The 23,571-nt window shown below is 28.3% G+C and carries 25 protein-coding genes; all 25 read right to left on the bottom strand.

Annotation, left to right across the window (positions count from 1 at the left end; all coding sequences use genetic code 11):
• Window positions 1-164: 164 nt before the first annotated feature.
• Window positions 165-506, bottom strand: coding sequence for a flagellar protein FliT (gene fliT / locus NGI68_RS05740; protein ID WP_251860523.1), 342 nt, complete (start codon window positions 504-506; stop codon window positions 165-167).
• Window positions 507-523: 17 nt separating this feature from the next.
• Window positions 524-2,461 (bottom strand): flagellar filament capping protein FliD, encoded by a 1,938-nt coding sequence (gene fliD / locus NGI68_RS05745; RefSeq protein ID WP_251860524.1) that lies wholly within the window; start codon window positions 2,459-2,461, stop codon window positions 524-526.
• A 12-nt stretch (window positions 2,462-2,473) separates the two neighbouring features.
• Window positions 2,474-2,860 (bottom strand): flagellar export chaperone FliS, encoded by a 387-nt coding sequence (gene fliS, locus NGI68_RS05750; RefSeq protein ID WP_251860525.1) that lies wholly within the window; start codon window positions 2,858-2,860, stop codon window positions 2,474-2,476.
• 36 nt (window positions 2,861-2,896) lie between these two features.
• Window positions 2,897-3,196, bottom strand: coding sequence for a hypothetical protein (locus NGI68_RS05755; protein WP_251860526.1), 300 nt, complete (start codon window positions 3,194-3,196; stop codon window positions 2,897-2,899).
• A gap of 52 nt (window positions 3,197-3,248) precedes the next feature.
• On the bottom strand, window positions 3,249-3,605 hold the full coding sequence (locus NGI68_RS05760) for a flagellar protein FlaG (RefSeq protein ID WP_251860527.1): 357 nt from the start codon (window positions 3,603-3,605) through the stop codon (window positions 3,249-3,251).
• Between the two features lie 15 nt (window positions 3,606-3,620).
• Complete coding sequence (gene csrA, locus NGI68_RS05765; protein ID WP_251860528.1) at window positions 3,621-3,839, bottom strand: carbon storage regulator CsrA; 219 nt, start codon at window positions 3,837-3,839, stop codon at window positions 3,621-3,623.
• Window positions 3,833-4,270 (bottom strand): flagellar assembly protein FliW, encoded by a 438-nt coding sequence (gene fliW / locus NGI68_RS05770; RefSeq protein ID WP_251860529.1) that lies wholly within the window; start codon window positions 4,268-4,270, stop codon window positions 3,833-3,835. The genes csrA and fliW overlap by 7 nt, the downstream gene beginning before the upstream one ends.
• Before the next feature lie 67 nt (window positions 4,271-4,337).
• Window positions 4,338-5,297, bottom strand: coding sequence for a flagellar hook-associated protein FlgL (gene flgL, locus NGI68_RS05775; RefSeq protein ID WP_251860530.1), 960 nt, complete (start codon window positions 5,295-5,297; stop codon window positions 4,338-4,340).
• A gap of 18 nt (window positions 5,298-5,315) precedes the next feature.
• Window positions 5,316-7,268 carry a flagellar hook-associated protein FlgK gene (gene flgK, locus NGI68_RS05780; protein ID WP_251860531.1) on the bottom strand — a complete coding sequence of 651 codons (1,953 nt, stop codon included), beginning with the start codon at window positions 7,266-7,268 and terminating at the stop codon, window positions 5,316-5,318.
• Window positions 7,269-7,552: 284 nt separating this feature from the next.
• Window positions 7,553-7,957 (bottom strand): flagellar protein FlgN, encoded by a 405-nt coding sequence (locus NGI68_RS05785; RefSeq protein WP_251860532.1) that lies wholly within the window; start codon window positions 7,955-7,957, stop codon window positions 7,553-7,555.
• A complete protein-coding gene (locus NGI68_RS05790) occupies window positions 7,957-8,238 on the bottom strand; it encodes a flagellar biosynthesis anti-sigma factor FlgM (RefSeq protein ID WP_251860533.1) in 282 nt (93 codons plus the stop codon). The genes NGI68_RS05785 and NGI68_RS05790 overlap by 1 nt, the downstream gene beginning before the upstream one ends.
• Before the next feature lie 469 nt (window positions 8,239-8,707).
• Window positions 8,708-9,871, bottom strand: a complete 1,164-nt coding sequence (gene fliY / locus NGI68_RS05795) for a flagellar motor switch phosphatase FliY (RefSeq protein ID WP_251860535.1) — start codon at window positions 9,869-9,871, stop codon at window positions 8,708-8,710.
• On the bottom strand, window positions 9,864-10,859 hold the full coding sequence (gene fliM, locus NGI68_RS05800; protein ID WP_251860536.1) for a flagellar motor switch protein FliM: 996 nt from the start codon (window positions 10,857-10,859) through the stop codon (window positions 9,864-9,866). Before fliM ends, fliY begins: the two co-directional genes overlap by 8 nt.
• A 27-nt stretch (window positions 10,860-10,886) precedes the next feature.
• On the bottom strand, window positions 10,887-11,282 hold the full coding sequence (locus NGI68_RS05805) for a chemotaxis protein CheW (protein WP_251860538.1): 396 nt from the start codon (window positions 11,280-11,282) through the stop codon (window positions 10,887-10,889).
• Window positions 11,283-11,386: 104 nt separating this feature from the next.
• Entirely contained in the window at window positions 11,387-11,746 is a 360-nt protein-coding gene (locus NGI68_RS05810) for a response regulator (protein ID WP_251860540.1), read from the bottom strand.
• Window positions 11,747-11,774: 28 nt separating this feature from the next.
• Window positions 11,775-12,374 carry a chemotaxis protein CheC gene (locus NGI68_RS05815; RefSeq protein ID WP_251860542.1) on the bottom strand — a complete coding sequence of 200 codons (600 nt, stop codon included), beginning with the start codon at window positions 12,372-12,374 and terminating at the stop codon, window positions 11,775-11,777.
• A gap of 27 nt (window positions 12,375-12,401) precedes the next feature.
• A complete protein-coding gene (locus tag NGI68_RS05820) occupies window positions 12,402-14,468 on the bottom strand; it encodes a chemotaxis protein CheA (RefSeq protein WP_251860544.1) in 2,067 nt (688 codons plus the stop codon).
• A 12-nt stretch (window positions 14,469-14,480) separates the two neighbouring features.
• On the bottom strand, window positions 14,481-15,251 hold the full coding sequence (locus NGI68_RS05825) for a CheR family methyltransferase (RefSeq protein ID WP_251860546.1): 771 nt from the start codon (window positions 15,249-15,251) through the stop codon (window positions 14,481-14,483).
• 14 nt (window positions 15,252-15,265) lie between these two features.
• Window positions 15,266-16,330, bottom strand: coding sequence for a protein-glutamate methylesterase/protein-glutamine glutaminase (locus NGI68_RS05830; RefSeq protein WP_251860548.1), 1,065 nt, complete (start codon window positions 16,328-16,330; stop codon window positions 15,266-15,268).
• A gap of 22 nt (window positions 16,331-16,352) precedes the next feature.
• On the bottom strand, window positions 16,353-16,841 hold the full coding sequence (locus tag NGI68_RS05835) for a chemotaxis protein CheD (protein ID WP_251860549.1): 489 nt from the start codon (window positions 16,839-16,841) through the stop codon (window positions 16,353-16,355).
• A gap of 16 nt (window positions 16,842-16,857) precedes the next feature.
• Window positions 16,858-17,304, bottom strand: a complete 447-nt coding sequence (locus NGI68_RS05840; RefSeq protein WP_251860550.1) for a chemotaxis protein CheW — start codon at window positions 17,302-17,304, stop codon at window positions 16,858-16,860.
• Between the two features lie 15 nt (window positions 17,305-17,319).
• Complete coding sequence (locus NGI68_RS05845) at window positions 17,320-19,329, bottom strand: flagellar assembly protein A (RefSeq protein WP_251860551.1); 2,010 nt, start codon at window positions 19,327-19,329, stop codon at window positions 17,320-17,322.
• A 247-nt stretch (window positions 19,330-19,576) separates the two neighbouring features.
• Window positions 19,577-21,532: a glucose PTS transporter subunit IIA gene (locus tag NGI68_RS05850; RefSeq protein WP_251860552.1), complete on the bottom strand. Its 1,956-nt coding sequence runs from the start codon at window positions 21,530-21,532 to the stop codon at window positions 19,577-19,579.
• Window positions 21,533-21,613: 81 nt separating this feature from the next.
• Complete coding sequence (locus tag NGI68_RS05855) at window positions 21,614-22,441, bottom strand: PRD domain-containing protein (protein ID WP_251860553.1); 828 nt, start codon at window positions 22,439-22,441, stop codon at window positions 21,614-21,616.
• A gap of 242 nt (window positions 22,442-22,683) precedes the next feature.
• Window positions 22,684-23,505, bottom strand: coding sequence for an aminotransferase class IV (locus NGI68_RS05860; protein WP_251860554.1), 822 nt, complete (start codon window positions 23,503-23,505; stop codon window positions 22,684-22,686).
• Window positions 23,506-23,571: the final 66 nt, after the last annotated feature.

Genomic DNA, 23,571 nt, shown 5'->3' on the forward strand with positions numbered 1-23,571 from the left:
TAATAAAATAAAAAAGAACCTATAAACTACACACTTTTTTAGTGTCCAATCTATAGGTACCATACTACCCTTTATATATGATCTCTTTTTATTATTAAAACTTATATGATTTTAAATATAAAATAGTAAATTTAATGAGCCATTAATAAATATCCTAATATACCTTATATTTTCTTACTAAATATAGCACAACCACCATATATATCTTTATTATATATTCTGCTTGCATTTCTTTTAAGTGCGTATTTTTTTATTTCTTTTTTATACTCTTCTTTTTTTGTTTTCATTAAAATTCCAAAGTCTTCATTGCATTTTATGATATCTAATTCTTTTACTAGATTCTCAAATTCTTCTTTTTTATATTGAAGTTTATTTATGCTTTCTATTAAGCGTTGTCTATCATTCATTAATCTGTCTATGTCATCATAATTTTCTTTGTTTAAATTGTCTATAAGGTTTAAAGTTATTTCTTTAAACTCTTTCAAATATATATCTAAACATTCCATGTTATGTTCTCCTTACTTTACATTGTTCCTCCACCAAATTGTTGAGAAAGCCATGCCATTTGTGAATTATAGTTATTCATAACACTTTCAAGCCTTGAAAATTTCATATATAGTTGTTCTTGTTTATCTTTCATCTTTTCTTCAAGACTCTTTATTACTTTATCTTTTCTATATATTTGATCCGGAATGCTGTCCCCTCCTGCTGTTCCAGAATAACTTTTATCCTCTTGCTTATTAGCATATTTAGTAAGTATAGCATCATTTAGTACACTTCCAGGTTTCCCAATATTATCTTGTAATATATTATTTATTCTTTGAAATATTCCAGAATTATTATAAATTATTTCTTTTTGTTCCTTTAGGGTTTTCTTACTATCTTCTTCTGTAAGTTCATAGGTTTTATTAAACAATTCAAAAACATCTTCTGGTCTTTCCTTTAGGGCTTTTTTTAATTTTTCTTCTCCCCCTAAAGTAAACTTAATTTGTCCATACTCTTTTAAAGAACTACTTGTATCAAGTCCTAAATCTTTTCTATTAAATGACATAGGTGAGTTTTCAATTTTATCAAAAAATCCTCCTCTTAAATCTCTAAGCATTCTTTGTAAGTTATCATCATTTTTTAATATTCCTTCTTTAGCTTTTTCCTCCCAGGCCTTTATTTGATCTTCTGTCATGTCTTTTTTTTGTTCTTCTGTTAATGGCTTATAATCATACTGTCTTCTTTGAGAAATTTTATCTTGTATATTTCCTACCAATTTGTTATATTTTTCTCTAAATTCATTTATTCTATTAAAGGTTTTATCTATATCTCTGGTTACACTTATTTTAACTTCTGACGGTGTTTTAGATGATATTGTATAAGTAACTCCAGACATTTCTATAACATTACTTTCTGATATTGTGGATATGACAGTTCCTTCTGGATCTGTAACTTTTACTGATGCACTCTCCCCCATGTTAAATCCAGTATCCTCTACCATTCCGAAAGAATCTAAAACATTCTTATCTCCTGTAATTTTTATTTGTTGAGAACTTCCCGTTTTTGATGTTGATATGCTGAATTTTCCTGTATAGGAATCAAATCCTGCTATAACTTTTCCGTTTAAATCTTCATCTTGTTTTATTTTATCTATAACATCTTCTATACTATCATCCGTATCTACATGAATAGCTTTATTTATCTCTTTTCCTGTTTCGTTTTTATATGTTATTGTAAAATCACCATTTGAACCTAATTTTTCAGAGGATGATACACTTTTTATCCTTCCACTTAAATTTGGATCTATAGAAGTTCCATCTATAGTCACACTATTAGAGGTTAAATTATTAAATTTTATATATTCTTTCCCATCTTGCTTTATATAAGATACTGAAACTTTTCCTGCCAAATTTGAATTACTACTTATTTGATTATTTAAATACGCTGCCACATCTGATGTATTTTCAATTTCAGTTGGATTGGTTTGTGTTGATTTAGATGGTATTGTTATATTTTCACCATTTATTTTTATAGTTTTACTAGCCAAATTTAAAACATCATTAACTTCTACTTGTGTATTTAAAGTTCTTCCCTGTTTTAGAGCACTTTTAGCAACTCTTGAAATTTGTATACTATAAGTTCCTTCCTTGGCACCTTTACCAGCCACTGCTTTTACATAACCTTGGTCTTGGTCAGAAATTTTAGTATTAAAGTCAAAAAAATTACTAGATTTCAGCATAGAATTTTCTTTTAAAATATCAAAATATGAGTTTTGAACTTCTTTTGCCTCTGATATTATTTTTTGGTATATATCTTGTTTCCAAGTTAATATCTGTTTATCTTGCTCAACTCTATTTATTTTAATTTTATCTACCTCTAACATTTTCTTAATTGTACCATCTACATCAAGTCCTGACGCCATTCCTGTAATTCTTAATCTATTACTTGCACTTACTCCTAATAAATCATTACCCATAATTACACCCCTTTATTTACTTTCTTTAGATAATCTATAAGCTTGGTACCATGTATCCCTTATATCTTCTATTAATGGAATAACTTCATCCACTATATCTATATCCTTTTTTACATTAGCATCTCCAAGCCTTCTAACTATAAATTCGTAAATTGACATAAGCTGTTCTCCCCAAGTTCCTGCCTGGGTTACATCTAAAGTAGTCATTAATTCATAAAATATATCCTGAGTTTTTATTAAGTTTTCATGAACCTTTACTACATCTTTATCTAAAATAGCTTGTCTTGCTATCTTAGAAAATTTTGCAGCCCCATCCACTAGCATTAAAAGCAGTTGATCCTTTGAAGCAAAATTAACACTGTTATTTTTATAAGTATTGTATGCATTAGCTGTATACATTAAATACACCTTCCTCTTATATTGGAAAATTGAAAATTATTTTTTTGCATCTATTATAGTTCCTACTATGATTGGTTTTCCTTCCATTTCTTCTTTTGTAGCTTCTATATCCAAGTTTTCACTTTTAACATATTTTGTTGCTTTTACTTTTATATTTTTGTTCTTATTTTCTCTTTGCTTTTTTAGTTGTTCATAGAAGCTTTTATCCTTTGAATTATTATCTCTGTGTTGTTTATTTATGGTTATATTTTTTTTCGAATGAACTTTCCCCTCTTTGGTTTGTTCTTTAATTCTATCTCTTACTTGTAAATCTATTTTATTTAATTTAAATTCCATAAATACACCACCTTGTAAAATTTAAAATAATGTGATTTTCCATTTAGAAATACTATGCTTTCTCATCTATTAATACTCCGGCCATTTCACATAGTTTTGCTACCATATCAATTATTTTTCTAGGTGGTATCTCTTTTATTACTTCCTGTGTTTTGTTATCTATTAATCTTATGGTTAAGTCTCTGAATTTACCATATATTTCATATTCTAATCGTATATCTTTTTCCTCTAATAATTTGTTTAATTTATCCACAGAATCTTTAACATGTTCTGTACTCACTTTATCTAAATTATTATCGCTATCACTTAATTTTACATTTTCAGAATTTATATCCGAATCTGTGCCCATAACTATATTTTCAAGATTGTCTAATTGCGGTCTTCCTTGACCTATAACTTTTACTTCCATGTGTTACACTTCCTTTTATTTATTTTTTAAATCTTTTAAAATAGAAGGATTAAAATTAGTAGCTTTTTTATTTTCTTCCTGAATTTCATTATAAAGCTCTTTTCTTAGTATAGTTAATTTTTTAGGGGCATCTATAGCTAATTTTGCAGAACCATCATCTAATTTGACCACAGTTATTTCTATGTCGTCTCCTATTAAGATAGATTCTCCTTTTTTTCTAGTTATAACTAGCATTGAGTTTCCTCCTTAAATAGTGGATATTTTATAGAATATTTATCACTATTTATTATTATTTGTTCCCCTATATTTTCTTTTATATTTATAATAATTGGCGCTCTTAAATTTGCTGTTATTTTGTCTATATCCGAATTTAAGGTAACTGTATTTAAAACTAACACATCTTTTTCATTTTCTATTTTAAGATTTTTTCTTTGTTCTTCTTCTAAGTTGATCTCATAGTCTTCTTTTATATTAAAAGGAGAAGTCACTATAATACTTATATCTTCTCTTTCTATAGAATGAAAAACTGAAAACACTTCATTATCTTCTACAGGAAACAATATAAAGTTTCTTAATTCTTCAAATCCTGGTATACCTTTTTCAAAATGGATCACATCTTTTTTTTCATAGTTTATGCACCCATAATATTTAGTATTTAAATTCATATTTACCTCACTTTCAATAGGAAAATTCATCATTTTACACAAATATATTATTTGAATAACTTCTGTTTTATCTTAAATAATCCATAAGTGTAGGTTGTAATACTTTTGCACTCATCTGAAGAGATGATATATATACAGATTGCAGTACTGCGTATTCCATGTTTTTTTCCACAATATCAATGTCCTCTACACTTGATAAAATTTCTGTCATATTAAAATTAGTCTCTTCATTCATTTTTTTAGCTGAATCCATTCTATTTTGCTTAGCCCCTACTTCTGATCTTATTTTGAGTACATTATTTAAAGCTTTATCTATATTTCCTAAATCTTCATTATATAATTTACTTACTTCTTTTTCATCGTTACTATCTAAATGAGTTACTATATCTTTTAAGACTTGTATTAAATTTACGCCTCCACCTTCTAGAATTTCTGTAGCCCCTACATTATATTCCATAATTACCCCTTCGGATATTTCAGTCTTTAAATCGGCTTGTATTTGAATATATTCATTATCACCTTTTTTTATCTCAGTCTTACCATCTTTACTCAAATATATTATTTCATTATTTCCGCCATTCTGCTGTATATTTGTAGGTTTTGCTGTAACTCTTGTGCCTGAAAATATATATTTACCATCAAATGTAGTATTTAAGCTTTGAGACATACTGCCTATAATCCCATTTATCTCGTCTTTCAAAGCTTTTCTTTCTGTTGGTCCATATCCTGGATTACCTCCACCAAATAATTTATCTCTTATTGACCCTATTTGGTTTTCTACTTGCCCTAGTGCTGTATCCGTAACATCCAACCAATTTATTACATTATTTATATTTTTATTATATTGCTTATTAGCATCTATACCTGTATAGAGTTGCATACTCCTTATAACTCCTGATGGATCATCAGATGGCTTAGAAAAGTTCTTACCTGAAGTAGATTGCTTTCTAATTTTATCTAGATTTTGCAAATTATTATTCATATCTGTTAAAAATGAATTTGCCATCATTCTATTTGTTATTCTCAAAACTTAACACCTTCCCCTTTATCTTTTCAATCCATTTATTACTACATCTAACAATTGATCTACAGTACTTATTATTTTTGCATTTGCTTGATAACAATGATTAAACTGTACTAAATTAGAGAACTCTTCATCTAAAGATACACCTGATACAGAATCTCTAGATTGTTGAAATCCAGCTAATACTACTGCTTGATTTTTAACCATTCTTTGAGCCTCTCCTTCATCTACTCCAAGGCCACCTATAATATCATTAAAATAAGTATCTATGGTCATTCCTTTGGTGTTTTTCTGTATTGTGTATAAATTCTTTCCATTAAACTGAAATTCTTCATTTTCTTTAAATAAACTTTCATTTCCATTTTTTAAGAAACTTTGTCTATCTGTATTTTTATCTATTCCTTGTATACCCATAAATATATCTTTTAGTTGTGCTATTGCTAAAGCTCTATTTCCGTCTCCCTCTCCAGAAGTTGGAGATACTCCTGTAATTATTTTCATAGGATCTTCTTTTATAATTTTATTTACTGTTATATTTCCTGCTTCAATTTCCATTTCACTGGTTGTTGGATTCTTTTGATCACTATCATTATTATTGACAAAGAAATTAACTGTTCCATCTTTAGGAGCATTGGCATCTAAGCTTTGGGTATAAATAGCATTTACAGAAAGAGCTAAGCCTTTTGCAAGTCTATTTAATTGATCTTGATAAGCATCTATGTCCTGCTGTACAGACATTTGCCCTCTTAATTCTCCTGAAGGTGGTTCAAATAATTTTAAGCCCGAATCTTTGTCTAGATATATTGTCCCTCCAGTCCAACTAACATTTCCTGTAGTTTTATCTGTGGTACATTTTTTTTCTAATTCATTTTTATTATTAACAACTATAGGATTGCCATCTTTATCTGTCCAAAGAACTCTTCCTTCATCTAATCTTCTATATTGTTTCTGTGCTTCTTCCAATTCTCCATCAGTTGGTGGGTTTGAAAGTTTTCCTCCTATTTCAACTGTAATTGTCCTCTTATTACTTTCAGATTTTGTATCTGCTCCCACATAATATGTTATTTCATATTTACCTGGCTCACCTAATTTAATAGGATTTGGATTTGATGCACTTGGTTTAATATCTTTTATATAAGAAAATCTGTACACGCTTTCTGGATTCATTCTTTGTACTAGATTAGCACTACTCCCATCTACTATAGGTGGTTCACCACCATATGTAGATGTTCTATCTTGATAGTCCATTGCATGGTTTGAAGTAGTTAAATCTATTCCTTGAAAGTTTTCTTTTTCTATTTCTATACCAAACTTTTCACTTAACTTGTCTAATAATAAATCTCTTCTATCCATTAGATCATTTGGTTGCTGTCCAGCTACTTTAACCTGTGTTATTTCCTGATTTATTTGATTTATTTGATCTATCATACTGTTAATCTCAAATGTTGTTTGTTGTATTTCCATTTGAGTATTTCCTTTTAATTGTGAAAGCTCATTAAAAGTATGGTTTAATTCATTGGCTAAAGCTGATGCTTGCTCCATTACTACAGATCTGGCATTAGAAGTTTGAGCATTAATCCCTAAATCATACCATGAACTAAAAAACTTTCCAAATAGGGTTGATATCCCTACATCTGTGGGTTCTTTTAATATATTCTCTATTTGAGATAAAAATTTGTTTCTGCTTGAAAAGTGACCTTGTATTCCTAACTCTACTCTTGTTTGATAATCTAAAAAGCTATCTCTCACTCTATTTATGGCTGCAATTTGAACTCCTGTACCTACTTGTCCTGGGCCTGCAGCACTATTCATGCTTGGTTTACAATAAGGTCTTGTGGTTTGAAGTTCTACCCTTTGTCTTGAGTATCCTTCTGTGTTTGCATTAGCTATATTATGGGATGTGGTATTTATTGCTCCTTGTTGTGCAAACATACCACTTTTACCTATATTCAAAGTTCCGAATAATCCGGACATTTCTCTCATCTCCCTGTCTATTTCTTTCTATCTTTATTTTCGTAATTGCACTGTAAAAGCTTTAATATTATCTATTCATAATTATTTAGTTCAAAATACTTTAACAAAAATTAAAACTTCTACATATGTGCCATATATCTATTAATTATATGTGGTGAATATTTGTAAATCTTTATGGAAAGTTAATGTATAATAACTATCTATAGGGAATTAATATTTATTAATATTTTGTATAAAAATAGGCAAAGACTATTTAAGGCTTATAGCCTTTTGTCCTGCCTATTTTATCGTGTCCCATAGGGTCCATAGGTTTTAGGTGTCCTATCTGGATTCAGTATAGTTAATATATTAGTGGTTAATGATATAGCCTGCCTTATTAACATATCATTACTATCTTTTTGAAGTTTTATCTCATCTAATATATTTGTAGCTTCTTTATATACACCTTTTAACTCTTCATCTTTTGTATTAGTTATAATTTCCTTCATAGATTTATCTCCTATTAGATTACGTCTATTCATTTCTTTTTTAGCTAATTCTTTGCATTTTTCTTCTATATCTATAGCTATTTTGTCCATTTCAAAAGTTTTCTTATATGAAACAAATTTATGTTGATCCTCTAGAAGAAATAAAAGTTCCTTTAGCACTTTTATTTCTTCTATTAATGACTCTTTTATTTTATCTTCCATCAAAGCTTCTCCTTAATATTCTTTAATAATTTTTCTGCTACTAGTTTTGAATCAACTTTATAAGTACCCTTTTGTATTTTATGTTTTATTTCATTTATTCTATCTAATCTTTCCTTTTCATTTAAAAATTTATCATTTAAAGAATAAGTAATTAGACTTTTACCCAGTTTTGATATTTCTATTTTATCTTTTATTGCTTTTACTTCTTCTTTTCCATTTATTTTTTTGTTAGCATTGTAAGCATTTATACTATTTGTTATACCTACACCCTTTATTTTCATATATATACACTCCCAAATATATTTTTAACCTACAATCAACTGTGGTTTTATTATGCGTCTCCCTTGTTGTATTACTATTATCGAAAAGGTTGTATTAAGGTTTATACCCTTTAGATCTAATAAATTGGCTTTTTATTCATCAATGTCCCTCTATTTTTCTGCTTTAATTGTAAAATTAATCGTATTAAAATTTCAGTAATATACTCTATCTATCTTTCATTTATATTATTATCATTATATACAAATTTATTTCTAATGAAACTCCTACAAACACACAGCTTATTATATTATATTTTTTATGCCAAAGTATAGATTAATGAATAAACAAACATAAAAATTTAATATAATTTGCACTCTTATTTAAATAAAAAAGCTATGAATTTACAAATATAATATTTATAAATTCATAGCTTTTATATTCCAATTATTTTAATAATACTTTCTCTTAACTAGAATAATTTATATTTTTTTATTTTCCTAAAGATTTTATTCTTTCTTTATTACTAACTATACTAGTTATTCTTACACCAAAGTTTTCATCTACTACAACCACTTCTCCATAGGCTACTTTTTTACCATTGACTTGTATTTCTACTGGTTCCTCTGCCAATTTATCTAATTCTATTAGTGAGCCATTACCTAAATTTAATATATCTTTTACATTCATTTTTGTTCTTCCTAATACCACAGATATTTGAAGTGGTACATCTAGTATTAAGTCTATGTTATTAGGCATAGTAGTTGCAGATTCCATTGTAGATAACGGTTCAAAAGAAGCTTGCTTTACTTCTACCTTTGGTGCTTCTCTTTCTATTGGTTTTTCATATACAATTTCTTGTTTTGGAGCTGATTTTGTTGCCGCCTCTACTTTAGTGGATTTTTTTTCTTCTACAGCTGGTGCTGGAGTTGGGTTATTTTGTTCTTCTGATTCTTCGATGTCTTCTTCTCCCATCATAATTCCAACTATTTTTTTAGCTGTTTTCATAGGTAATAGTTGCATTATATTACTATCTACTAATTCTCCTATATTTAAAGAAAAAGATACTAGAACCACCGGTTCATCATCGCTTATTCCCTCAGCTAGAGGGGCTGTTAAATCTGACCAAATCTTTGATAGTGGTGGTGATATATTAACTTCTCTTGCAAACATAGTAGCCATAGATGTAGCTGCTGAACCTATCATTTGGTTCATAGCTTCTGATACAGCACTTATTTCTATTTCTGATAGTTCTTTTATTTCTCCTTCAACAATCCCATTTCCACCCATCATTAAGTTTGATATTACTGAGGCATCGTCAATTTTCATGACTAATAGGTTTTCTCCTACTATACCACTAGTATATTTAACTTCTAAGGCTATATTAGGAATTTCAAAAGAATTTTTTAATTTTTTTAAAGTTGTTACACTTACTACAGGTGTTGTTATATTTACCTGCTGATTTATTATAGTTGAAAGCGCTGTGGAGGCTGAACCCATAGATATATTTCCTACTTCTCCTAAAAGATCCTTTTCAAGATCTGTAAGATCAGGTAATTCATTATCTGTTGTTTCTTTTTTTTCTTCCTCCTCTTGGCTTCCCTCTCCATTTAGAAGAGCATTTATTTCTTCCTGTGAAAGAAACCCGTTACTCATAACTTTCCACATCCTTATCTATTTGATCTAGTATCTGTAGCCCTATATTCTTGCCTACAATTCCTGGTTTAGCATAATACGCTGGTTCTTTTTCTATTAATAAGCGGACAGGTTCCTCAGCCTTGCTATCTAAGGTTACCACATCTCCTACAGACAATCTTAAAAATTCTTCTACTGTAACTAAAGCTCTTCCTAGCTCAGCAGTTAGTTCCATATTAACTATATTTATTCTTTCTTTTATTTTAGATGAAGATTCTTCCATGGATTCTTCATCATTTTCTCTAAACCAGTATTGAACTACTAGCTTATCTAAAACTTTTTCTATGCTCAAATATGGTATACAAATATTTATAAACGTATTGCTTTTTCCCATTTCTACAGAGAAAGTTATTAAAGCTACAGGTTCTGTTGGAGCTAATGTTTGATTTAAAGCTGGATTGGTTTCTAAGCTTTCTATTTCAACATCTACTTCCATTACATCTTCCCAAGCTAATTTTAAATTTGTTATAAGTCCTGTGTTTATTTGTTTCATTATATTTTTATCTATATCTGTAAACTCTCTCATTTTGTAGTTTCCATTACCAGTACCGCCTAAAAGTACATCTATCATTTGAAATACAAATTGGGGATTTGTCTCAAATAATATAGAACCATTTAAAGGTGGCATCTTAAATATAGTTAAAATTGTTGGATTTGGCACAGAGTGAATAAATTCTTCATAAGTTATCTGCTGAACTGATTCTATCTTAACTTTCACATTACTTCTAACTTGAGCTGTTAAATAATTTGATATTATTCTTGCATAATTATCATGTATAAGCTCTAAAGTTCTTATGTGATCCTTTGAGAACTTTTGAGGCCTTTTAAAATCATAAGGTTTTACTTTTTGTTTTTCCTCTTCTTTGGGAACCTCGTCTGGTGTTATTTCTCCTGAAGATAGAGCAGATAAAAGGGCATCTATTTCACCCTGGGATAATACTTCTGCCATATATTTCCCTCATTTCCTTTTTCAGAATTATAATAGTTTATCTATATCTATTAATGTTACTATTCTATCTTGAAAATTAATTATTCCTTCTATATATTCTTTTTTTCTTTCATCTGAGGATCTTTCTATTAAATTCTCTTCCACATCTAAAACTTCGTATACATCATCTACAGATATTCCTACTAATTCATCTTCCATTTCTAATATTATTATATTATTTTGTCCCTCATCTTCCTTTGGTATATCCAATAAAAGATTTATATCCAAAAGTGATATAATATTCCCTCTTAAATTTATAAGACCCTTTATATGACTTGGAGCCTTAGGAACCTTGGTTATTTCCATAGAATCATTTATACTTTGAATTTTATCAGTTTGAACTGCAAACTGTTCATTATTTAATTTAAATATTACAACTTGCAAAGGAAATCCTCCTTTCAAAATAAATTATTAGTGCATTAAGATACTGGCCTAATGCACTTATAATTTTAAATTCCTAAAAAATTATATCTGTTTAATTTAATATACTATCCTACAACCTTTTTTATAGCTTCTAAAACTCTATCTGCTTGGAATGGTTTTACTATAAAATCTTTTGCTCCTGCCTTTATTGCATCCATAACCATAGTTTGTTGTCCCATAGCACTACACATTATTATTTTTGCAGAAGCATCAAATTCTCTTATGGCCTTTACTGCTTCTATTCCATCCATATCTGGCATAGTTATATCCATAGTTACTACATCTGGTTGCTCTTTTTTATATAGTTCTACAGCTTTTAATCCATTATTAGCTTCTCCTACCACTTCAAATCCATTTTTCTCTAATATATCTTTTATCATCATTCTCATAAATGCAGCGTCATCAACGATTAATACTTTTGCCATCTTTCTTTTCCCTCCAAATTAATACAAATTAACTTACTCCTAATGTATTTAATATTTTTTCTAATGAACCAGGCATTGGTATATAATAAAAATGCCCACTTATTTCTGAGCCGTCCTCTTTGAATACAGTTTCAATATCCAAAACATGCTCATTGTATTGTCCTGCTTCTATAAAAGTAGTGGACAATATTGCCCCTAGCATATCATAGGATATTGCTGGAACGGATGGTGTTATGGTTAAATTAGTGAATTTGGATATAGCATTCATATATGAAGCGGATATTATATTTCCTATTTCACACATTACTGAATTTCCCATCTCACTTAATTCTTCTTCTTGCATGCCAGTTAATCTATGAACTAAATCTAATGCTGTACTTTTTTCAAATACAAATAATATATTGCCTGGAGTATCCCCTAATACTCTTACTAATACCCCTACAGCTACTTTCTCATCTCCTATTTCTGACATTACCTCTTCAAAAGGAACTATATTTATATCAGGTACATTCATATCTATCTTTCTACCTAAAAGTTGTGATAATGCTGTAGCCGCATTTCCTGTACCTATATTAGATACTTCCTTAAGTGCATCTAACTGAAGAGGAGTCATACTATTGTAATCCATATATATAAGCCCTCCTATGAGATTTTATCATACTAACGCTGCCACGTCTAAGATTAATGTTACAAGTCCATCTCCTAATATAGTTGCTCCTATATATTCTTTCAGACCTTGTAATGTCTTTCCAAATGGCTTTATAACTATTTCTTTTTGACCTAAAAGACCATCTACTAAAAGTCCTACAGTTTTTTCACCAGATTTAACTATTACTATATACTTTTTATCATCCTGTGATTCTTCTAAACCTAATTTTTCATTTACTCTAACAAAAGGTATAACATTACCTCTATATATTATAACTTCCTTATTATTGGTTTTCTTTACTATATCTTTATCATAATCTATTACTCTATCTATATATCCTAAGGATATAGCCATAGTTTCACTACCTACTTTAACTAAAAGGGCTTGTATTATTTGTAATGTTAAAGGGAGTCTTATGATAAAAGAAGATCCTTTTCCTTCTTCACTTATAAGATCTACAGTACCACCTAAAGCAGTAATCTTAGTTTTAACTACATCCATACCAACTCCTCTGCCGGATATGTCTGTTACAGCTTCGTTGGTGCTAAATCCTTGGGCAAATATTAAATTTTTTATATCATTATCTGACATTCCTTCAGTATTTATACCTACTTTTTCTGCTTTAGCTTTGACTTTTTCTAAAGGTATTCCGCTACCATCATCTTCTACTTTTATAACAGCCTTTGTTCCTTCTTGATAGGCTATTAATCTTATTTTACCTACAGGATCTTTTCCTTTTTTTATTCTCTCTTCTCTTGGTTCTACACCATGATCCGCTGCATTTCTTATTAAATGAATTAGAGGTTCTCCAATTTCATCTATTACTGTTCTGTCTAGTTCTGTGTCTGCTCCTTGTACTATAAGTTCCATTTCTTTATCTAATTCCACAGAAAGGTCTCTAACCATTCTTGGGAATCTGTTAAATACTATATCTAAAGGAAGCATTCTTATTTTCATAACTAGATCTTGTAAATCTGAAGTAGTTCTTGCTACTTGTTCCAAGGTTTCATTTAAATCTGTTAATTTATGATTAGTACTTATTTGCTCCAATCTAGTTCTATGGATTACAAGTTCTGAAACCATATTCATAAATTTATCTAGTCTTTCTAAATCTACTCTTACAGATTGATGAGCCTTCTTATGATTATTTTCCCTTGGTTTTTCTGTGTTTTTATTAGCTTTTAATTTATTTCCATCTGCTTTATCATTTCTATTTACAATATCTTCTTCTCTCTTTTTTGTATTTATATTATTTATTTGTTCCTTTACTTTTTCTTCTACTTCTTTACTTTCTATTTTTTCTTCTCTTTTTGATTGCATATTTACATTATCGATCATAATATTATCTACTTCAGATATATTTGTTAAAATATCATAAATTTCCTGCTTATCTTTAGTAGTTAAATATACTAAATCTATTTCAAAATCAAAGTTTTCATTTTCTATATCTTCTGCTCCAGGTATAGATTTTATTATTTCTCCATATTCTTCTAAGTTTTTAAATATTAAAAAAGCTCTGGCAGATTTTAAAAGTGTAGCTTCACTTAGTACTATTTTTATTTCATAAGCATTAAATCCCTTATCTTCTGCTTGTTTTATTACATTTAAGTCATACTCATTAAGTGGTATAATTATATTTTTTTCAAGTTCTTTTTCTTCTACAGATTCTTTTTTTTGCTCATCTGTAGCTATATCTCCATTTGCTGCCCTTTCTAATTCTTCTATTATATGATCTATAGGCACTTTTTCATCTACTTCTTCTGATATATTATTTACCATTTGTTCTAAAGTGTCTAGGCATTTAAAAAGTACAGTAACTACATCTTGAGTTACTTTTAAATCTCCCTCTCTAAAATTAGAAAGTACATCTTCCATTTTATGAGTTAACTCTGCCATTTCATTAAAACCCATAGTAGCTGCCATTCCTTTTATTGTGTGAGCAACTCTAAATATTTCATTTAACTTATCTATATCATCAGGCTCTTGTTCTAACTGAAGTAAGGAGTCATTTAATGTTTGTAAATTGTCCATAGATTCTTCTAAGAACATTGACATATATTGTGATGTATCCATGTTATCTCCCCCTTATATTTTTCTATATATAAATGTAGATACCTTGTCAAAACCATAGTCTTTATAGTTATATATACTTTCTGTGGCTCCTACAAAAAGTAATCCTCCCTTTTTTAGTGACTCTGAAAACTTCCTATATATATCATCCTTTATATCTTGATTAAAATATATAACTACATTTCTACAAACTATGAGATCAAAATCTCTTTCATAATTGTCCAATATTAAGTCATGTTTTTTAAATGTAACCACACTTTTTACAGATGATTTTATTTTATATTTTTCTTCTGCTTTTTCAAAGTACTTTTCTAATCTTTCTCGTTTTACATTCTTAATTTCAGCCTGAGTGTATATACCTTCTTTGGCCCTTTTAAGTATAGTCATATCTAAGTCTGTAGCTATTATTTTATGCTTTTTACTAGGTGATAGTTCATCCATTATCATAGCTAAAGAATAAGGCTCTGCACCAATAGAGCAAGCTGCACTCCAGATTTTTAAAGTTCCTGATGTTTTATTTAAAAGTTCTGACTTTATTTTTTTCTCTAATTCATCGAATATTTCTGGATTTCTAAAAAATTCAGATACATTTATAGTAATAAAATCTAAGAATTTTATTCTTTGATCTTTATCTTTTTTTAAAAGACTGATATATTCTTCTACAGAATTCACTCCAACCCTTGACATTAAACTCAATATTCTTCTTTGAAGTTGATTTTGCTTATAAGCCTTTAGATTTATTCCAAAATCCTTTAATACCCACTCTTGAAAATATTCTAAATCCATAGTTACCTCCAAAATTAAATATTTTTCAGTATTGTATCTGCAACATCATAAAGTGGTACCACAAAATCCACCTTTCCTGTTTCATAAGTTGCTTTAGGCATACCATATATAGTGCAAGTAGATTCATCCTCTGATATAGTTATACCCCCTCTATCTTTTATGTAGGCTGTCCCATCTGCTCCGTCTCTTCCCATACCAGTTAAAACTACACTTATTAGGGCACTGCCATAAACCTTAGATGCTGACTTAAACAACTTATCCACAGCAGGTCTTACACCCCAAAGGGTTGGTTCTAAATTTAAATGAATTCTTTTATCTTTTCCTACTTCCATGTGGAAGCCTCCTGGAGCTACATAAACAGTGTTTTTTTCTATAGTTTGTAAATCCTCTGCTTCTACAACTTTCAATTTACTATTAGAATTCAACCTTTCTGAAAAAGCTTTTGTAAATCCTTTTGGCATATGTTGAACTACAAACACTGGAACATCTATTTTTTCCGGCAAAGCTGTTATTACAGAATATAGAGCTTTGGGTCCACCTGTGGAAGCTCCTATAACTACAGCTTCTATTTTTTTTGAAGAAGAAATATTTTTTATAGAATATCTTTTTTCTTCCTCTTTTTTAACATTATTTTTTTCGTCTACTTTTAATATATCTGAAGTATAATTATTTTTTATAATATTATTAGCTGCTCTTATTTTCTCTATTAACTCTTCTTTTACTTTATTTATATCTAATGATATAACGCCTGATGGCTTAGGGACAAAATCAAAAGCTCCCCTTTGAAGACAATCCATAGTTAAACCTGCACCTTTTTTAGATAAACTACTAAGCATAATTACTGGTATATCTTTATAAAGTTTTTTAATGTTTACTAAAGCTTCTATTCCATCCATTTTAGGCATTTCTACATCTAATGTTATTACATCTGGTTCTATTTTTTTTAGTTTTTCTAAAAGATCCTCTCCATTCTTGGCAGTATCTATTACTTCCAAATCATTCTCTTCATTTATCATATCTGATATTATTTTTCTCATTAAAGCTGAGTCATCTACAACTAAAACTCTAATTTTATTCAAATGAATCACTCCAATAACTTATCTATATTTCCTTTGTTCCTAAGCCTACAGTTTTTATATATACTTTTCCCGTAGAGGTATCAAATATCATGGTTCTTCCTTTGTTACCTCCTATATCTTCCCCCATCAAAGGTATAGATAGCTCTTTTAATTTTTCTTTTACTGCTTTACCATTTCTATTTCCTATATCCATAACCATACTTTTATCTGAAAAATTAAACATAGAAGCTCCACCACATATTTTAGCTTTTAATCCATTTTTCCTTGCTCCTAATTTTGTCATTTTCTCTATCAATATAGGTATGGCTAAATCTGCGAATTTCATAGGGTTTGTAACCTTATTAAACTGGGTACTGTCTGGTAGCATTATATGTGAAAGTCCTCCTACACATTTTCCCCCATCATATAAGGCTATGCCTATGCAGGAACCTAGTCCTACAGTTATTATCTTATCTGGATTCTTACCTACATTTAAATCTGCAATACCCACTTTTATATCTTTCATATCCATACAATTACTCCCTCAACTATATCATTGATTTTTCTTCTTCTGTTAGTATAGTTGATAAATTTAAAAATATTATTATTTGATTTTCTATTTTTATTAATCCTTTTATATATCTCCTTGATATATCTGATACAATTTCTGGTGGTTCCTCTATATTATCAGCTTTTATATCTTTAACCTCTGAAACTACATCAACTATTATGCCTAATTTATTTTCTTCTTCTTTAACTACTATTATTTTAGCTTCATTTTTAATTTCTTCTTCTTTTAAATTAAATTTTCTACTAAGAGAAACTACAGGTAATATTTTGCCCTCATAGTTTATAACTCCCTTAACAAAACTTGCAGCATCAGGCAAATTTGTAGGTTCTTCATAACCTAGTATTCTTTCTATCTCCATTATATCTGCTGCATAATATTCTTTATTTACTTTAAATATTAATACTTTAGCTTCATTTATATCCATTACTAAAATAACCTCCTATAATACAAACTTTTCTACTAGAATCTCTCCTTTTTTATCTAAATAAGCGTGTATATTTCTGCTTGGTGTCTCTAACAAATACTCTCTATCCCATATAATAAATATGGTATTTTGATATGCTACATCCACATATATATGTCCCTTTTGTAAAGTTTGTAGTTTGGTAATAACTCCAGCTTCGCTACCTACCTCTTTACATCTTATTTCATTTCTAGCTATTATGTGCCCGCCTCTTGCTACACTATCCTCTTTAGTAAAGTAAATATTATTATTACTTGTTAGTTTCGATATATATTCACCCTTACCTGTTATGTAAATATCTCCTGTACTTTGTATCTTAGAATCTTGGCAATAACTAATGTTAACATTAACAGGTAATGATATTCTTTCTTTACACATCTTTATTTTTTCATCTATAAGACTTACTATTTTTTCTAATTCTCCATAATTCTTTATATGAACAGGACCTAGTCCTATTAATTTTTTTCTTATGACTCCTACGATTTCATCTTCTTTATCATCAATTCTACACATGTTTATATTAGCCATTATGGCTATACATACCTTAGTTAATCCCTTAAATTTATTCTCTATTAATATTTTTATTATCTCTCCATCTTTTTTTCCTTCTCCAAGTAGATTAAATCTTTTTATTTCCTCCACAGCTGAAATTAATTCTGTAAGAATTCCTCTTAGTTTTTCTAATTTATTTACCACCATTACTTTTACGGTATCTTCTCCACCACCATATATATTAGAATTTATTATATTACCTTGTATATTTAAATTACTCTTAGAAATAATTTCTGCTCTTTCTACATGTTTCTTTATTTCTACAGAGTTCCCTGCTTCTACTTTCATGCCTTCTTTTACGGAGCCTTGTACCACTACATCTCCTATAAATTTTATATTTCCTGTACTTATATCTACATCACCTTTAACTTCATGAACTTGATATACATAAAATACATTAGATTTTACGCAGGGCTTTCCTTCTATAACAGCTACTATGGTATCCTGGTCTATTAAAGTACTGCCTTGACCAGGCTTTAATATAATTCTCTTTCCTGGTTTATATTTTTTTATTATGCCTTTTATATCAATTCCATCTTGTCCTTCTTTACCTTTTTTTCTTACAGCCAATACATCTCCTGGTTTAACAGATTCTATAGATCCTATACTTTTAAAATCTACATTTCCGGTTTTATCCTCTTCTAATTTTAATTCTTTACTGTCTGTGGTGAATTTTATCTCTATAATTTCGTCCTCTTCATTAATAGTTTCTTTTCCTCTAGCTATTAATAATTCTATACAATTATTTTTTGTACATTGTTGTAAGTTCTCTTCTACTATTCCATAAACTATACCCATTTTCCCCAAAGCTTCTTTAATTTCTTCTTTTGTATAATGTGGCGGATCATTTTCTTCTATCTTAAAAGAACTTAATATTAAATAATCTTTTTCCTCTATATCCTTTACTTCATACTTTATCTCTGGTCTATAAGTTACTGAAATATAAGCTTCCATATTATCTTTATTTGTTTCAATATTTAGTTCTCTATGAGCTTTAATTTCTTCAAAAATCAATTCTATTTTATTTTGTTCAAATACTGCTTCCTTAGATTTTATTCTTTCTCCATCCACTAATATTATTATATTATCTCCTGGAGCTATAACTGCTGGGTTCCCGCCATCTTTAGGGTTGGTAACTATCACTTTGTTATGAACTACTTTTACCTTCCCATTATTTTTCTTCACTTCTTCATTTTTTTCTATTTCGTTAACTTTTATATCTTCTTGTTCATTATTTTCTATATGAGAATTCATATGTTTTTCATTAATCACTTCTTCTTTTCCATCAACTAATATGGTTGTCTTCTTCATGAAAAATCCTTGCTTCTCTTCTATAATTTCATAATTTAAATTTTCTTCTTCTATTCCTAATTCCTTACAAGCTTTGTTTATACATTTATCCAATGTGGAACAACTGTAGATTGTCTTTTTCATAATAATCCCCCTTAAATTTATTATCCGCCCCCTATTTTAAGGAATATAAAGATTTAAAATACAGTTATATATCTATATTTTATATCATGTAATAATTTATTACAATTTATTTCAATTATTTACAATGACAATAATATACCTGCGTCTCAAATGTATTCTTTTATTATTTTCGTAATATTTAATAAATAATATAGACAATAATTATAAAATAATTATTATATTGTATATAAATTTAATAATTTTTATGTTAATTTTTAATATAAGCTACTATTTCTTTTTCTTTTTTATAACCATACTCTATTTTTATTTCTCCATTTTCATTCAAATTTGTTATTATTATAGGAGATATTAAACTCTTGGCTTCTCTTTCTAAAAAATCTTTATCATAGCTTAATAAAAGTTCTCCTTTTTTAACCTTTTGTTTTTCTTCTATATAAGCTTTAAATCCCTTTCCATTAAGATCTACTGTATCTATACCTATATGTAGTAAAATTTCTATACCTTCTTCATTTTCTATTACAATAGCATGATTACTAGGAAATAAAAATTTTATAGTCCCATCAATAGGAGCATACACTTTATTTTTACACGGTCTTATAGCAAATCCATCTCCTAAAAGCCTTTCTGAAAAAACTTCATCTGGAACTTGCTCTAAAGGAAGTATTTCTCCATCAATTGGGTTTATTAATTTAAGTGCTCTCTCATATTCTATTACTTGTTTAGGATTTACTCCATTTTTAATTATTTGTTCTATATTATATTTTATATTTTCAGCTTCTGTACCTAATATTATTTGTACTACACTGCCTGTTTGTACCAGTCCCGGTAAATTTATTTTTTCTAAATATGTCCTATCTAATTTTTTTTCATTATTTAAAGCTATTCTAAGTCTAGTTATGCAACAGTCCAAGTTTTTTATATTTTTTTCTCCTCCTAATGCTTGTAATATCATAGCTGCTTTCTCATTACTTTTTATTTCCTTATTTTCTTTCAATATTATACCATCTCTACCTAGAGTCTTTATATCTCTTTTATTTATCACATAATTAAATACTATGAAATATATAAAAAAATAAAATAAACCAATAGGAAATATTAAAATACCATTGTGTGAAAATTTATATCCTAAAACATAGTCTATAAAAGAAGCAGAAAAAGTGTATCCTAATCTTATATTAAAAATACTTGTTATGATTCCAGAAGTAAAAGCAGCCACAACATGAAATACAAATAACATAGGCGCTACAAATATAAAAGCAAATTCTATAGGCTCTGTAATTCCTGTAAGAAATGATACTAACGCAGCAGATAACATTATACTGCAAGTTTTTCTTCTATTTTCTTTTTTTGCTGCAAAAATCATAGCTATTGCCGCTCCTGGAAGTCCAAACATTAATATGGGAAATTCTGATGCCATAAAAACTCCTGCAGTAGGGTCTCCATGAAAATACCTTGAAAAATCCCCAAAATATTTAACTCCACTAGGGTCTACATAGTTTCCGAATTGATACAAGAAAGGTGGATAATACATATGATGCAGTCCCAGTGGAATTAAAAGTCTTTTTCCCGCCGCATAAAATGCTGGTCCTAGCGGAGACGTAGTCGCAAACCTAGCAAAAGTATCAATATTTTTTTGTATCTCTGGCCATATTACTAAATTCATCATGCCAAAAGCAAAGGATATTATTGCTGTAAAAATAAGAACAAATCTTTTCCCACCAAAAAATCCTATAGTATTAGGTAATTTTATATTTTTATATTTATTGTATATTATAGCTGCTATTATTCCTATTACTATACCACCAAAAACCCCCAGGTCTATATTAGTATTTCTTAATACTTCTTCATAGTATTTAGTATTCATAAAACTTTGTAAGGTCATATTTCTATCAGCTGCTATTCTTGAAGCTACTTCTTTAGCTGCCTTTGAGCTTCCCACATTTAATATGCCTTGTAATATTAATTGACCTACTACTGCAGCTAATGCAGCTATTCCTTCTCCATCTGAAATTCCTATAGCAACTCCTATAGCAAATATTAAGGGAAGATTGCTAAATATAGCATCCCCAGCTTTTAACATATATAAATTATTTAAAAGATCTGGATACCCTAATCTTAAAAGCAAAGCTGCTGCAGGTAGTACAGATACTGGAAGCATTAAAGACTTGCCTATCTTTTGAAGAATAGTTAAAACATTTTTCATCTTTATACACCATCCTTAAGCCAGCTTATAGTTTAAAAACCTTGCTTTTGCAAGGTTTTTAAACTATATATTTAATATATATTAATATTGCCCTATCCTTTTTAAATGCAATGCAATATATCCTATTTCGTCTTCTGGTATGTTTATCTGAAATAATTTTTCTATAAGCATGGCTACTTTTATTGCAATACCAAACTCACTTTTCATCTCTTCTTTTATACTATCTAATAGTTCATTTTTTATAGTTTTATTTTCTTTAACTCTTTCTATCATAAAGTTTAAATGAGTTAAAGTTCTTACATAAGAAAGTGAGTTTTTGTCTAAAGGTCTACCCTTTAACTTAGAGATAAGTTCCATTACTTTACTTATTTTTTTAGTATATGCTAATGATTCTGAAACTTGTTGTTTGGTAATACCGGCCCTTATATGAAGACATATAAAACCAGCTTCATCTTTAGGGAGATTAACACTTAATCTGTTATTTATCATTTGAAGAGCTTTCATAGCTATTTTATATTCTTTAGGATAAATTATACCTAACTCTTCTAAAAAAGGATTTTCTATGTTTATTCCTTTTTCTATTCTTCTTAATGCAAAATTTATATGATCTGGTAAAGAGATATGGACTCCTTCATTTAATTTTGTATTTAAATATTTTTCGGAAAAACTTATTATTTCTTCGGAAATACCAACTATTTTATTATCTATGTTATCTAAAACTTTATTATAGTTTTCTGCCATTTTTGAAGTAGTTTTTATATAAACCTTTTCTATTTTGTCCTTAGAAAGTATTTCTCCTTTTTTACAATTAAAACCTATACCTTTTCCTACTAGTATTGCATCTTCATCTCGCCAATTTGCTATTATTACATTATTATTAAGAACCTTTTTTACTGTATAGTTCTCCAAATCTTAACACTCCAAACCTTATTCTTTCCAAACTTATATTTAACATAATCTTAAACTTTCTACTCCTAATTCTATGTTGTAATTTATAATTTATTTGCTTATATACTACAAAATCTTCAAATATAATGTATTCTAATTTAGAATTATATTTTCTATTAAATATTTTATCAATATATTCATGTTTTTTTATATTATTTTACTAACAAAATATTAATATCAATTTAATTTTTAATTAGTACCATTTATTTTTTGTAATCTTTTACATCCTTCTCCATAGCATCATTGTAGCCTTTCATAATTCTTACTATTAGTTGGTTTTCTGAAGATTTAAACTGTATGTTATCTACAGACTTTATAGGTAAAACTTTTGGTGATGTTCCTGATATGAATAATCCATCTAATTTATCTATGTCTTTATAATAAACTTTTTCTTCCTTAATTTTTAAATTCAATTTTTTGCATACATCTATTATATTTTGTCTTGTTATTCCTGGTAATACTTTTTCTACTGGGGCTGTTATTACCTTACCATCTTTTATCATAAATATATTAGATTTACTTCCTTCTGTTATGTATCCATTTCTATCAACTAGTATTGCTTCATATACCTTTTCTTCTTTTATCTTTTCTCCTACAACTTTTCTAAAATCCATATTAATAACTTTTGCATTTGGATTTTCTCTTTCTCCATGATAAAGTATAGTTTTTACTCCCTCCTTATAATCTAATTCTTTTGGATAATTATGTTTTAAAAAATAGCATAAAAATTTATTAGTTTTATTAAAATTGAATATTAGTTTTATGTTGCCTATAGATACTTTATTTACTTCTATAAGCTTATTTATTTTTTCTCTTATGTCTTTTTCATCTAACCATAGACTTAATCCCTCTAACTTAGCAGAATTATAAAATCTAGTTAGATGACTTTTCAAAAATAAAGGCGCTCCATCTATTATTCTTATTACTTCATAAAGAGACTTACCTTCTTTAATCCATTTTTCTTCAAATAAATTACTTTCTTTTATTTTATTATCTTCTATAAAAAAATTATTAAAACATTCCATTAATACATCCCCCTATTTATATCTATTATAAATAGCATAATATTTATGTTATCTATTAAATTAATT

Source organism: Clostridium sp. Marseille-Q2269 (assembly GCF_943736985.1).
In the GTDB taxonomy this organism is placed as follows: Bacteria; Bacillota; Clostridia; order Clostridiales; family Clostridiaceae; genus Clostridium_F.